Source organism: Rhodococcus sp. LMD, from assembly GCF_056108245.1.
Map to the genome: position 1 here is coordinate 3800217 of NZ_CM148557.1, position 12758 is coordinate 3812974.

General features: G+C 72.4%; 14 protein-coding genes. 2 read left to right on the forward strand and 12 right to left on the reverse strand.

Annotated elements, in window-relative coordinates:
- Window positions 1–3: 3 nt before the first annotated feature.
- The 4 genes from ACWPQI_RS17265 to ACWPQI_RS17280 all read right to left on the reverse strand — a co-directional run bounded on the left by ACWPQI_RS17265 (window position 4) and on the right by ACWPQI_RS17280 (window position 5292).
- Window positions 4–1602, reverse strand: a complete 1599-nt coding sequence (locus ACWPQI_RS17265; protein WP_010591987.1) for an acyl-CoA carboxylase subunit beta — start codon at window positions 1600–1602, stop codon at window positions 4–6.
- Window positions 1599–2747 (reverse strand): acyl-CoA dehydrogenase family protein, encoded by a 1149-nt coding sequence (locus ACWPQI_RS17270; protein WP_237210768.1) that lies wholly within the window; start codon window positions 2745–2747, stop codon window positions 1599–1601. Before ACWPQI_RS17270 ends, ACWPQI_RS17265 begins: the two co-directional genes overlap by 4 nt.
- Window positions 2744–4429 carry an acyclic terpene utilization AtuA family protein gene (locus ACWPQI_RS17275; RefSeq protein ID WP_474738855.1) on the reverse strand — a complete coding sequence of 562 codons (1686 nt, stop codon included), beginning with the start codon at window positions 4427–4429 and terminating at the stop codon, window positions 2744–2746. Before ACWPQI_RS17275 ends, ACWPQI_RS17270 begins: the two co-directional genes overlap by 4 nt.
- Before the next feature lie 71 nt (window positions 4430–4500).
- Window positions 4501–5292 carry a TIGR03084 family metal-binding protein gene (locus tag ACWPQI_RS17280; RefSeq protein WP_010591990.1) on the reverse strand — a complete coding sequence of 264 codons (792 nt, stop codon included), beginning with the start codon at window positions 5290–5292 and terminating at the stop codon, window positions 4501–4503.
- A gap of 145 nt (window positions 5293–5437) precedes the next feature.
- On the opposite strand from ACWPQI_RS17280, the gene ACWPQI_RS17285 reads away from it, so the two are divergent.
- Window positions 5438–6319, forward strand: a complete 882-nt coding sequence (locus ACWPQI_RS17285) for an EamA family transporter (RefSeq protein WP_026137587.1) — start codon at window positions 5438–5440, stop codon at window positions 6317–6319.
- Window positions 6320–6344: 25 nt separating this feature from the next.
- Here ACWPQI_RS17285 and ACWPQI_RS17290 read toward each other — a convergent pair whose 3' ends face one another.
- On the reverse strand, window positions 6345–7985 hold the full coding sequence (locus tag ACWPQI_RS17290) for an MFS transporter (protein ID WP_017680004.1): 1641 nt from the start codon (window positions 7983–7985) through the stop codon (window positions 6345–6347).
- Between the two features lie 118 nt (window positions 7986–8103).
- Window positions 8104–9021, reverse strand: coding sequence for a LysR family transcriptional regulator (locus tag ACWPQI_RS17295; protein ID WP_017680005.1), 918 nt, complete (start codon window positions 9019–9021; stop codon window positions 8104–8106).
- Window positions 9022–9084: 63 nt separating this feature from the next.
- Here ACWPQI_RS17295 and ACWPQI_RS17300 point away from each other — a divergent pair, with 63 nt between their 5' ends.
- Complete coding sequence (locus tag ACWPQI_RS17300) at window positions 9085–9516, forward strand: PaaI family thioesterase (protein ID WP_040271979.1); 432 nt, start codon at window positions 9085–9087, stop codon at window positions 9514–9516.
- 75 nt (window positions 9517–9591) lie between these two features.
- Here the strand turns inward: ACWPQI_RS17300 and ACWPQI_RS17305 are convergent, their stop codons facing one another.
- From ACWPQI_RS17305 to ACWPQI_RS17330, 6 genes are all read right to left on the reverse strand, one after another.
- Complete coding sequence (locus tag ACWPQI_RS17305) at window positions 9592–9912, reverse strand: DUF202 domain-containing protein (RefSeq protein ID WP_010591996.1); 321 nt, start codon at window positions 9910–9912, stop codon at window positions 9592–9594.
- A gap of 37 nt (window positions 9913–9949) precedes the next feature.
- Entirely contained in the window at window positions 9950–10318 is a 369-nt protein-coding gene (locus ACWPQI_RS17310; RefSeq protein WP_010591997.1) for a YidH family protein, read from the reverse strand.
- Window positions 10319–10377: 59 nt separating this feature from the next.
- Window positions 10378–10830 carry a QcrA and Rieske domain-containing protein gene (locus tag ACWPQI_RS17315; RefSeq protein WP_017680010.1) on the reverse strand — a complete coding sequence of 151 codons (453 nt, stop codon included), beginning with the start codon at window positions 10828–10830 and terminating at the stop codon, window positions 10378–10380.
- A gap of 42 nt (window positions 10831–10872) precedes the next feature.
- Window positions 10873–11436, reverse strand: a complete 564-nt coding sequence (locus tag ACWPQI_RS17320) for a DUF6529 family protein (RefSeq protein ID WP_040271976.1) — start codon at window positions 11434–11436, stop codon at window positions 10873–10875.
- A gap of 35 nt (window positions 11437–11471) precedes the next feature.
- A complete protein-coding gene (locus tag ACWPQI_RS17325; protein ID WP_029539835.1) occupies window positions 11472–12110 on the reverse strand; it encodes a hypothetical protein in 639 nt (212 codons plus the stop codon).
- Between the two features lie 88 nt (window positions 12111–12198).
- Window positions 12199–12687, reverse strand: coding sequence for a Rieske (2Fe-2S) protein (locus tag ACWPQI_RS17330; RefSeq protein ID WP_017680013.1), 489 nt, complete (start codon window positions 12685–12687; stop codon window positions 12199–12201).
- Between the last annotated feature and the right edge of the window lie 71 nt (window positions 12688–12758).

Consider the following 12758-nt stretch of genomic DNA (forward strand, 5'->3'; position numbering starts at 1 on the left):
GCCTCACATCCGGAAGACACCGAAGCTGTCGGTGCCCTCGATCGGCGCGTTGGCGATGGCCGACAGGCACATCCCCACCACGGTGCGGGTGTCGCGCGGGTCGATGACCCCGTCGTCGTAGAGCCGGCCGGACAGGAACATCGGCAGCGACTCCGCCTCGATCTGGTTCTCGATCGCCGCGCGCATCGCCTCGTCGGCGGCCTCGTCGAACGCCTGACCGCGCGCCTCGGCAGCGGCCCGTCCGACGATGGAGATGACGCCCGCGAGCTGTGCGCCGCCCATCACCGCGGACTTGGCGCTGGGCCAGGCGAACAGGAACCGCGGGTCGAAGGCGCGGCCGCACATCCCGTAGTGGCCGGCCCCGTAGGAGGCGCCGAGCAGGATCGAGATGTGCGGCACCGTCGAATTGGAGACGGCGTTGATCATCATCGAACCGTGCTTGATCATGCCGCGTTCCTCGTACTCGCGGCCGACCATGTAGCCGGTGGTGTTGTGCAGGAACAGCAGTGGCGTGTTCGCACGGTTGGCGAGCTGGATGAACTGGGTGGCCTTCTGGGATTCCTCGCTGAACAGCACGCCGCGGGCGTTGGCGAGGATTCCCACCGGGTAGCCGTGCAGACGGGCCCAGCCGGTGACGAGCGACGACCCGTACAGCGGCTTGAACTCGTCGAAGTCGGAGTCGTCGACGATGCGGGCGATCACCTCGCGCGGGTCGAACGGCACCTTGAGGTCGGCGGGCACGATGCCGAGCAGTTCCTCGGGATCGTGGCGGGGCTCGCGTACCTCCGGGTGGGGTTCGGGGCCCTGCTTGCGCCAGTTCAGACGACGGACGATGCCCCGGCCGATCCGGATCGCGTCGGGTTCGTCGACCGCGTAGTAGTCGGCCAGGCCGGAGGTGCGGGCGTGCATTTCCGCGCCGCCGAGGGATTCGTCGTCGGATTCCTCGCCCGTGGCCATCTTCACCAGGGGCGGCCCGGCGAGGAACACCTTCGACCGCTTCTCGATCATCACCACGTGGTCCGACATGCCCGGGATGTAGGCGCCACCCGCGGTGGAATTGCCGAACACCAGGGCAATGGTCGGGATCCCGGCGGCGGACAGCTGTGTCAGGTCGCGGAACATGCGCCCGCCGGGGATGAACACCTCCTTCTGGGTGGGGAGGTCGGCGCCGCCCGACTCGACGAGGGAGATGACCGGCAGCCGGTTCTGCATCGCGATGTCGTTGGCGCGGAATCCCTTTCGCAGCGTCCACGGGTTGCTCGTGCCGCCGCGGACGGTGGGGTCGTTGGCGACGATCAGGCATTCGACGCCCTCGACGACGCCGATTCCGGTGACGGTGCTGCCGCCGACCGGGAACTCGGTGCCCCAGGCGGCGAGCGGGGACAGCTCGAGGAACGGCGAATCGGGGTCGAGGAGCAGTTCGATCCGTTCGCGTGGCAGCAGCTTGCCGCGTTCGTGGTGCCGTCGGACGTACTTCTCCCCGCCGCCGGCGAGGGCCTTGGCGTGTTCGGCTTCGAGCTCTGCCAGCTGGGCGGCCATCGCCTCGGCCGCGGCGGCGTACTCCGCCGAGGACGGGTCGACGGTCGTCTGCAGGATGCTCACGCGGTGTACCCCAATCGTTTCGCGGCAAGTTCGGTGAGGATCTCGGTGGTGCCGCCGCCGATGCCGAGGATGCGCATGTCGCGGTACTGTCGTTCGACCTCGGACTCGGCCATGTAGCCGAGGCCGCCGAAGAGCTGCACGGCCTGGTGTGCGACCCACTCCCCGGCCTCGACGGCGGTGTTCTTGGCGAAGCACACGTCGGCGACGAGGTCGCCGTCACCGACGAGGGATCGCTCGACGACCCGCCGGCCGTACACCCGCGCGACGTCGATGCGCCGTGCCATCTCGGCGAGGGTGCGCTGTACCGACTGCCGGGAGATCAGGGGCCGGCCGAACGTCTCGCGGTCCCGGCACCAGGACACGGTCAGATCCAGGCACCGCTGCGCGCTCGAGTAGGCCTGGGCGGCGAGGGCGATCCGCTCGGCGACGAACGCCTGCGCGATCTGCGCGAAGCCGCTGTTCTCGGCTCCGACGAGATTCGAGACCGGCACGCGCACACCGGCGAACGACAGTTCCGCAGTGTCGGAGGCACGCCAGCCCATCTTGTCCAGCTTGCGCGAGACGGTGAAACCCGGTGTGCCCTTTTCGATCACGAGCAGCGAGACACCGGCGGCGCCGGGGCCGCCGGTGCGCACAGCGGTGACGACGAAATCGGCGCGGCAGCCGGAGGTGATGTAGGTCTTGGCGCCGTCGACGATGTAGTGATCGCCGTCGCGGACGGCGGTGGTGGTCAGGTGCCCGACGTCGGAGCCGCCGCCGGGTTCGGTGATCGCGAGGGAGCCGACGAGCTCACCCGCGAGGGTCGGGGCAACCCACTTGCCGATCTGCGCTTCGTCGCCGGCGGCGACGAGGTGTGGCAGGGCGATGCCGCAGGTGAACAGGGAGGCGAAGGCGCCGCCGGAGGCGCCGGCCTCGTGGAAGGCCTCGCACACGGTGAGGGTGTCCGCCGCGTCGCCCCCGGAACCGCCGACGGCCTCGGGGAATCCGGCGCCGAGCAGCCCGAGAGCGGCGGCCTTCTTGTGCAGTTCGCGGGGCAGTTCACCGTCGCGCTCCCACGCGGCGAGATGCGGCAGGATCTCGCGCCGGACGAAGGAGTGGACCGTCGAGCGCAGCTCGCGGCGTTCGGGGGTGTCCCAGATGCTCACTCGGTGTACTTCCTCTCGGGGTTCGCTGTCCCGCCGCCCTCCAGGAGGACCTCGGGGATGTAGAGGTATCGGCTGCGCAGCCACTCGCCGAGACCCTTCGCCTGCGGGTCGAAGCGGGCCTGCGAGGCGACGCCGCGGCCGAGGATGCCCTCGATCACGAAGTTCACCGCCCGCAGGTTCGGCAGCACGTGACGTGTCACGGTCAGGTTCTTCGATTCGGGCAGGAGGGTTTTCAACGTGTCGACGGTGAGGGTGTGCACCAGCCACCGCCACTGGTCGTCGGTGCGCACCCACACCCCCACGTTCGCGTCGCCGCCCTTGTCGCCGCTGCGGGCGCCGGCGACGAGTCCGAGCGGTGCGTGTCGTGCGGGCCCGGGCGGTAGCGGCTCGGGGAGCTCGGGTTCGCCGACGGGTTCGAGTGCACGCGTCGGGGTGACGCACGGAATCGGGACCCGGTTGCCGTCGGGCAGCACCGCGGTGTGCGGCACCTCGGCGGCGTCGACGTAGCCGGGGGTGAACACCGCGTACGGTTGTCCGTTGCCGGGCGGGGCGGTCAGCGCGAAGCCCGGGTAGCTGGCCAGCGCGTACTCGACGGCGACCGACGAGAAGGCGCGGCCGACGACCTTCGGGTCGCGGTCGCGGACGGTGCAGCGCAGCAGGGCGCTGGCCGCCTCCTCGGTGTCGGCGTCCGGATGGTCGGTGCGGGCGAGTGTCCATTCGAGCTCGACGGGCCGGGTGGTCAGGCTCGCCTCCACCTGCCGCCGCACCAGGGCGGCCTTGGCCTCGATGTCCAGACCGGTGAGGACGAACACCGCTTCGTTCCGGAAGCCGGCGAGGGCGTTGAGGGAGACCTTGAGCGTGGGTGGCGGCGCCTCACCGCGGACGCCGCTGATGCGAACCCGGTCCGGGCCGTCCGGGGTGAGCCGGACGGTGTCGAGGCGGGTGGTGACGTCGGGGCCGGCGTAGCGGCCCCCGGTCACCTCGTACAGCAGCTGGGCGGTCACGGTGCCGACGGTGACGGCGCCGCCGGTGCCCGGGTGCTTGGTGATCGTGGAACTTCCGTCGGCCTCGATCTCGGCGATCGGGAAGCCCGGCCGGTCGAGATCGGCGATCTCGGTGAAGAAGGCGTAGTTGCCGCCGGTGGCCTGGGCGCCGCACTCGATCACGTGCCCGGCTGCCACCGCGCCCGCGAGAGCGTCGAAATCATCCCGGGCCCAACCGAAGTGGGCTGCCGCGGGACCGACGATCACCGACGCGTCGGTGACCCGGCCGGTGACGACGAGGTCGGCGCCGGCGGTCAGGCATTCGGCGATGCCCCAGGCGCCGAGGTAGGCGTTGGCGGTCAGGGGCGGCGGATCGGCGGCCAGCCCGAGTTCGGCGGCCCGGGCGATGAGATCGTCGCCCTCGACGTGGGCGACGGCGACGTCGAGTCCGAGCCGGCCGGCGAGGTCGCGCACGGCCGTCGCCAGCCCGGCGGGGTTGAGTCCCCCCGCATTGGCGACGATCTTCACGCCCTTGTCGACGGCGAGCCCGAGACAGTCCTCGAGTTGCCGCAGGAACGTCTTGGCGTAGCCGAGTTCCGGGTCCTTCATCCGATCCCGGCCGAGGATGAGCATGGTCAGCTCGGCGAGATAGTCGCCGGTCAGGTAGTCGAGTTCGCCGCCCTCGAGCATCTCCCGCATAGCTGCGAGCCGGTCGCCGTAGAAGCCGGAACAGTTCCCGATGCGCACCGCACGGCCCGCCGGCTGCGCGTTCACGCGGTCGCTCCGTCCGGGGTGCGCCCGGCGCCGGGCGGACCGGCGAACGCCTGCGCGAGCTCGAGCCATGCATCCGCGTCCGGTCCGGTGGCGACGAGGTCGGTGTCGGTGCGGTGGACCCGCTGGGTCACCAGGCGGCAGAAGTCGACGGCGGATCCGGTGACGGTCTGGGCGGCGCTCTCGGGACCCCACGTCCACTCCCGCCCGTCGGGAGCGGTGAGGCAGACGCGGAACGGCTCGGCCGGCGGGGTGCGCCCGTGCACGGTGAACGCGAAGTCGCGGGTGCGGACACCGAGATGGGCAATGTGGCGCAGCCGGTGGGTGGGGGTCCGGGGGACGCCCAGCGCGTCGGCCACGTCGGCGCCGTGCGCCCAGGTCTCCATCAGCCGCGCCGTGGCCATCGAAGCCGCGCTCATGGGCGGGCCGTACCAGACGATCCTGGTCCCGGCCGGAACGGCCGCGAGGGCGTCGGCGAGGGCGCGTCGCGCCGCGCGCCAGTCGGCGAGCAGTTCGGCCGGCGGCCGGCGGGCCTGCTCCCGCGCCCCGTCGTCGACGAAGCGGTCCGGGTCGGTGATCTCGCCGAGCCCGGCGACGAACGCCTCCGGGTCTTCGACGGCGGTGAGGGCGGCCCGATCGGTCCACAGCAGATGCCCGACCTGGTGGGCGATGGTCCAGCCCTCGGCGGGCGTCATAGTCGCCCAGCGCTCGTCCGGGAGGTCGGCGACGAGGGCATCGAGGTCCTCGCCCTCGGCACGCAGATCGTCGAGAAGCGGTTGCAGCTCCGTCATGCGACCAGAGTCACACTCGCGGCACGGAAAAGCAAGCTCTTGTGATTGTTTTTTTGCGCGGCGTCGCCGCTGCTGCCGATCGTGCTGCCGTGCGGCAACATTCGTCACACGCGGGACGACGGATCCCGGGACTTCCGGAGGACGCATGAGCAGCACGGCACGGGCGCCACGAGGCGGCAGCCGGACCGTGCCCGTCGCGGCCGTGCTCGGCTCGGTGCTCTCCCTGCAGTTCGGTGCGGCCTTCGCCAGCACCCTGTTCGACGACGTCGGCGCCCTCGGCACGGTCACGCTGCGGCTGACGCTCGCCGCGGTGATCCTGTGGGCGGCGGTACGGCCGTCGGTGCGGCACTGGGGCCGGGCGCAGTGGCGCGGCGCGGCCGCCCTCGGGGTGAGCCTGGCCGCGATGAACGGCTTCTTCTACGTGGCGATCGCCCGGCTCCCGCTCGCGGCAGCGGTCACGATCGAGTTCCTCGGACCGCTCACCCTCGCCGCGGTGCTCTCCCGCCGCCCGCGGGACGCGCTGTGGGTGGCCCTCGCGCTGGCCGGGGTGGCCCTCCTCGGGGCGCGCGGCCTCGGTGGGGACGGCGACGCGCTCGACCCGGCCGGGGTCGGATTCGCGCTGCTCGCCGCGGCCGGCTGGGCCTGGTACATCGTCGCGGGCTCGCACGTGGCCGCCACCGTCTCCGGCGCGGCGGGCCTGACCGTCGCCACCACCGTCGCGGCGGTGCTCGTCCTGCCCTTCGGTCTCGGAACCGCCGGCGCCGGCCTGGCCGATCCTGCGATTCTCGGCGCCGGGGCGGTGGTGGCCCTGCTGTCCTCCGTGATCCCCTACAGCCTGGAGATGCGGGCGCTGCGCGATCTGCCGAGAAACGTGTTCGCGATCCTCATCGCCCTCGAACCGGCGGCGGCGGCACTGGCGGGTGCGCTGGTGCTCGGCCAATGGGTCCAGCCCGCCGCGGCGGCAGGCATCGCGCTGGTGATCGTCGCCGGAGTCGGCGCCCTGCACGGCAGCAGCGAACCGCGCTGACCCGGCACCGCGGCGGCGAACCGCGCTAACGGTCCACGTCGCCGGGCGCGGCCTCCGACCGGCCGTCCGGCTCGGCGCGTTCGTCCACCGCCGGCTCGGCGCGTTCGTCTCGAGCGCGGTACGACGCGAGCAGCCGCCGTTCGGCGTCGCGTTTCGGGAATGCGAAGAACACCAGGACGGCTCCGGCGGCGACGACGAGAAGGGCGGCGGCATATGCCTTCGTGTCCCCGGCGAGGAATGCCGCGCGCGCCGCGGCCATGATGGCGTCGGCGTACTGCGGGTACCGCTCCGCGAGATCGGCGGCACTCGCGAACGACTTGGTCAGCGCAGCCTGGGTCTGGTCGCTGATCTCGTCCGCGTCCGGCGACGATGCGACGGCCGCCGAGATCGACGCCACGTACCCGGCGGTGAGCAACGCCCCGAGGACCGACTGCATCACGGCCCCGCCCAGGTCCCGCTGCAGGTCGGCCGTCGCGGACGCCATCCCGGCGCGGGTCACCGGCACCGAGCCGGTGAGCGAGCGCGAGGCGGGCGTGCCGGCGAAACCCACCCCGGCCCCGACGAAGGCGTACGCGAGGGCGATCTGCCAGTAGCTGGAGGTCTCGTCCCACATCGTCAGTGCGACGGTGAGCCCGAGGAGGATGAACGCGTAGCCGAGCAGCAATGTGGTGCGGGCACCCCGGCTCTCGACCAGGCGGGCCGAGTACGGAGCCACGACGAGCATGCACGCGGCGGCGGGGAGGATCGTCGACCCGGCGGCGAGCGTGGAGTAACCGAGCACGTTCTGCAGAAACTGCTGCCCGACGAACATCGCGCCCATCAGGGTTCCGAACACGATGATGCCTGCCACCGCAGCCACCCAGAACGTCGGCCGCGCGGCCACCTTCAGGTCGAACAGCGGCTCGGGCACCCGCCGTTGCCGCCACACGAACACCGCGCCCGCGACGGCGGTGACGGCCGCGCAGACCAGGGCTGCCGTGGCGCGGCCGCTCTCGGGTGCGAGGTTGACCGTCATCACGAGCGCCGCCACGAACAGCACCGACAGGACTCCGCCGACATGGTCGACGGGACCGGTGGTCTCGTTGACGTGCGCGGGGATCAGCACTGCGGCCGCCACGAGGGCGAGGGCGGCGAGCGGCAGGGTGATCAGGAAGGCCGAGCCCCAGTAGAAGTACTCGAGGAGCAGACCGGACAACAGCGGTCCGAGCGCGGCGACCGCCCCGCCGGTCGCCGACCACAACGCGATCGCGCGGGTCCGTGAGGCTCCCGACCACAACGCGGTGATCAGCGCCAGAGTGGTGGGATATGCCAGTCCCGCGGCGAGACCGCCGGCCAGCCGGGCCGCGAACAGCACCTCGATGTTCGGCGCGAAGGCCGCCAGCAGACACGTGGGTATCGACAGGGCGACACCGAGCACGAGCAACTGCTTGCGGCCGTAGCGGTCCCCGAGCGCCCCCAGGTACAGCACCGACGCGGCCAGACCCAGCGAATACCCGACGGCGACCAGGTTCAACTCCGTCTGGCTCGCGTCGAATGCCCGGCCGATCGCGGGCAGTGCGATGTTGGCCACCGAGAGATTGAGGTTGGCGACGGTGGCGACCAGGATCAGCGTCGCGAGGACCGAGCCCGCTCGCTGCGGGCGACGGTCGACCTCGGCGACCGTCACCGCGACGTCCCGTGGTGCCGCGATGCGTCCATGTCCCACTCCCGATGGCAGTGTCCTCGACGATCATGATGACGCACCGGAACGCTGATCCGGGCCGATCGGGGCGATCGGCACGCGATCAGGCGCCGCGGACGATCATCCGCACCAGGTCCCCGGCCGGGCCGGCGAGCTTGCGAGGGGGGCGCCACACCGCGCGCAGGGTGCGGGCCAGATCGAGGCCCTCGACGTCGACGGCCCGCAGTTCCCCGGCCGCGAGGTGGTCGGCCACGGCCAAGGTGCTGAGCACGGCCGGACCGACACCCCCGAGCGCCGCGGTGCGTACCGCGGCGCCGCTGCCGAGCTCGAGCAGAGGTGCCGGCCGATCGAACTCGCGCAGGGCGAGGTCGAGCGTGTGCCGCGTCCCCGACCCCTCCTCACGCACGACGAGCGGCGTCGCCGCGAGTTCGGCGACGGTGAGCGGTCGCCGGCGGCGCGCCCACGGATGAGCCGGCGTGACGACCACCACCAGCCGGTCCTGCGCCACCGGGGTGCTGTGCAGTCCCGGTGGAACGGCGGGAGCTTCGACGAATCCGACGTGGCAGCGGCCTGCCGCGACGGCGTCGCACACCTGCCGCGAGTTGTGGACCTGCAACTGGATGTGCACGTCGTCGTGGAGACCGCGGAAGCGGCCCAGCCAGCGCGGGATGAGGTGTTCGGCGACGGTCATGCTGGCCGCCACGGTCAGTTCGGCCTGCCGGTCGGTGCGCAACGCCGCCGCGGCGTCGAGCAGTCGACGGGCGTCGGTGAGGGTCTGCCGCGCCCAGTGCGCGACCACGGTGCCCTCCGGGGTGAGCGCCGACCCGGCGCGCCCCCGGCGCACGAGCACGGCCCCGAGCTGCTTCTCGAGGCGGCGCACCGCACGGCTGGCATTGGGTTGCGCGACACCGGCCGCGCGAGCAGCCGCGCCGAGCCCGCCGTGATCGTCGATGCCGACGAGCAGTTCGAGGGCGGCGAGGTCGGGCCAACGGACCGTCGGCGACGGAGGTGGCTGCGTCATGCGCGAATGATATGGCCCTTCCCGACAGGGTGGGGCAGACTGCAGGCCGTGGAACTTCGCGGAGTGGACGACGCGGCGGCCGTGCTCGCCGCGCAACCGTTCAGCGTCCTGGTCGGTGCCCGGGTCGTCGGGTACGAGCCGGGACGCGCGGTGCTCGAGATCCCTTTGCGCCCGGAATTGCTGCAGCAGTTCGGGTTCGTACACGGTGGAGTGCTGGCCTATGCGGCGGACAATTCCCTGACCTTCGCAGCGGGAACCGTGCTCGGATCGTCCATCGTGACCACCGGGTTCACCATCGACTACCTGCGCCCGGGTCGCGGCACGCTGCTGCGAGCCGAGGCGACGGTCGTCGACTCGAGCCGGCGACAGGCGCTGTGCCGGTGCGAGATCGTCGCCGTGACCGAGGACGGTACCGAGACCAGGGTGGCCGCGGCGCAGGGCGGCGCCCGGGTGATCGACCTCGACCGGCGTTCGGGGCAGGGGGCCGGTTCGTAGGGGCCGCGGTGGCCCGGACGGGTCTGGTCCGGTTCCAAGGAGCCGAACCGGCCGGAGCCTCGGCCTGGGCGGCGCTCACACCTTCGACGTGACGATGAGCGCGGTGGCGGCGAGCGCCAGGACGACGACCGTGACGGTCAGGACGATGTTGCGCCACCAGTGATGCTTCGCCCGTCCCTCGATGAAGCGGCTCACCCGGGCCCGGTGCTCGCGTCCGCTCGTCACGAGCAGCACGAGCGCCGGCAGCAGGCACAGCAGGCCGATCGCCACCACCACGGGTGCCGGGCCGGGCGCCAGGCGCAGGAACAGCAGGACCACCGCTCCCAGGCCGGTCGCCGTGCGCAGCCACGCGAGAGTGGTGCGCTCCGGCTGCAACCCGGGGTCGTCGTGTCTCATCGCCGACCCGGCTCGCGTCGTGGACCCGGTGGCACGGTCACAGGAGGAGCGCCGCGGCGAGGGCCAGAGCCCCGACCGCCAGCATCGCGGCGAGCAGGAAGGCGATCCGCGGCGGCGGCAGGGGGCGTGCGGTGCGCATCGCGGCCTCGATCTGCAGCCAGCGCCGCAGTGCGGCGACCACGAGGACCGCGGAGAAGACCAGCAGGGCGCACGCCAGCGTGGTGCGCACCACCGGTCCCACGACGTCGCCGGCGAAGGTCTCGAGCGCGACGGCCGCCGCGATCACGCCGAGCGCGGTGCGGATCCACGCGAGGAACGTGCGCTCGTTGGCGAGGGTGAAGCGGGCGTCGGGTTCGTCGCCGTCACGCAACGCCCGCGGCCGCCAGTCGCGCAGAGGTCCGATCACGCAGTCGACCCTATCCCGGTGCCGCCCCGGACGGTCCGGCGACGGGACGGCGGAACCGATTACGCGAGTGTGATCTCGCCGTTGTCGACGGTGACAGCCCTGCTCTCGAGGGGACGCGCGGCGGGACCGTTCGCGACGGTGCCGTCGAGGTTGAACCGGCTGCCGTGGCAGGGACAGTTGATCGTGCCGTCCTGCACGGCCGCGACCGTGCAGCCCTGATGGGTGCAGATCGCGCTGAACGCGAGCACCTCGCCCGCGGCCGGCTGGGTCACCACGACCTTCTGATCGGGGAAGACCTGTCCCCCGCCGACGGGGATGTCGGCGACGGCCGCGAGGGGTTGTCCTGCAGCCGCGCCGGCCGGGGCCCCGGTGCCGGCGTCCTCCGCCGCGGAGGTCTGCCCGGAGGCCGGCTCGTCGCCGTACGTGCTGCAGGCCGCGGCGGCGGCCACGGCGGCCACCCCGGCACCGAGCAGCACCGAACGGCGGCTGACGGGAAACTGCTCGAGATCCATTTTCCGGCTCCGATCGTGGGAGGGACACAGTGGGTCGGTGCGTCAGAACGTGATGCCCGTCGTGCGGAAGAAGTACAGCGCCGAGGTCGTCCACACGACCACGATCGCCGTGAACAGGACACCGCCGGCCACCGGAACCGCCCATCCCGGCAGGCCCCGCCGACTGAGCAGCAGCATCTTGGTGACGAACGCCCCGTAGAGGAGGCATCCCGCCAGCGAGTGCCACAGCACCCGCGGCTCGCCGGTGCGAAAACCGAGCGCATACAGGCAGTGCACGGCGACGGGGACGGTCGCCAGCACAGCGAGGCGGCCCGACCATACGTGCAGGGTCCCGATCCAGCTCGGCGTGCGCAGTCCCGGCAACCGGCCGTACATCCCGGCCGCCGAGACGAGTTGCACCAGTGCCAGCACGCCGGCGAGGGTCGCCAGCCAGGTCTTGACCGCGGTCGGGCTGGAGAACCCGGCGACGTTGATCGAGAAGAAGGCCGGCTCGTGCACACGGCCGTAGGCGCCGAGCCCCACCGCGACGAGGGCACCCACCAGGAATGCGACGATCACGGGGGCCGTGCGCGGCGGCGCGGCGGGATGGACCTGCGGTGTGCTCATCCGTCCTCCTCTCGGTGTCACCGCGCGGTGGCACGTCAGAATGTGTCGCTGCCGGACACCGGGTCCGCGGTCACGGTCTCCCCGTCGACGACCGCCGTCCCGTCGGGTGCGAGGGCCGGGGCAGGTGTGGTGCCGCCGTCGCCGCCGCGGAGCACGCCCGTGACGGTTCCGTCCTGCGTGACGATCCAGCTCGCCCGGACATCGCCGACGTTCGCGAGGTAGAGGCCGGCGGGCGGTTCGGCCGGCGCGGCGTCGAAGGTCCAGCTGCGGTCGCCGAGCCACAGGGTGCCGCGCACCGTCGCGCCGTCGAACTCGCCGTCGAGACGGGCTCCTTCCCGGCCCTCGAGCTCGAGCCGGCCGGCCTCTGCGTCGCCGGCCAGCCACGACTCGACCGCGCTGCCGTCGCACGCGTACGCGACGGCGTCCTTGCCCTCGACGGCGATCGCGAGCGTGAGAGTCCCGGTCGCGACGGGGATCTGTCCGACGTAGGTGGCCTGCGCGGGGAACTCCACCGCAGCCGAGGTCGCCGTCGTCGTGGGGTCCGGCGCCGCCGTCGCGGCAGGACCCGGGGCCGGCGTCGCGCCGTCGTCCTCCTTGGAGACATTCACCGCGAGCAGCACGGCGGCGAGGACCACCACCGCCGCCAACGTGATCAACGGCCCCCTGCGCACCATGGGGTCCCCTTGCCGGTCAGCACTTCAGGGATGATGTCGCGGTCGAATCTACTCCGCCCCCGCCCGTCCGCTCAGCCGATCGCGTAGATCAGTCGACGACGACGTCCGCACCGCGGGCCGCGGCCGGGCGCGCCTTCAGCGGCTTGCGGGCGGGACCTCGGCTCACGGTCCCGTCCAGACGGAACCGGCTGCCGTGACAGTCGCAGACGATCTCGTCGGCCTCGACACCGGTGATGTTGCACCCCGAATGCGTGCACAGCGCGACGAACGCCCGGTAGTCCCCGGCGACGGGCTGCGTCACCACGAGACGCCGGTCGGCGAACAGGACACCGCTGCCCACCGGGATGTCGGCCGCGGCGGCGACGACCGTGGCGTCCGGACCGGGCTCCGGCGGCGTGGTCGGCGCGGCGGGGGCGCTGTCGGTGCTTGCCCGCTCGGTGCCCTCGCTCTCGGCGCCGCACGCGGACAGGACCGCGGCGGCGGCGACGGCACCGGCCCCGCCGAAGAGGGTGCGCCGGCACAGACGCGGCTGTCCGTCTGTCGACGCGGAGCGTGGGTCGGTGGGTTCGATGCTCATGGGATCGTCCGTTCGGGTCGCCGTCGTGGTGCCGGAACGAGGTTAGCCGCAGACGCGCGGAGGGGCCGCGA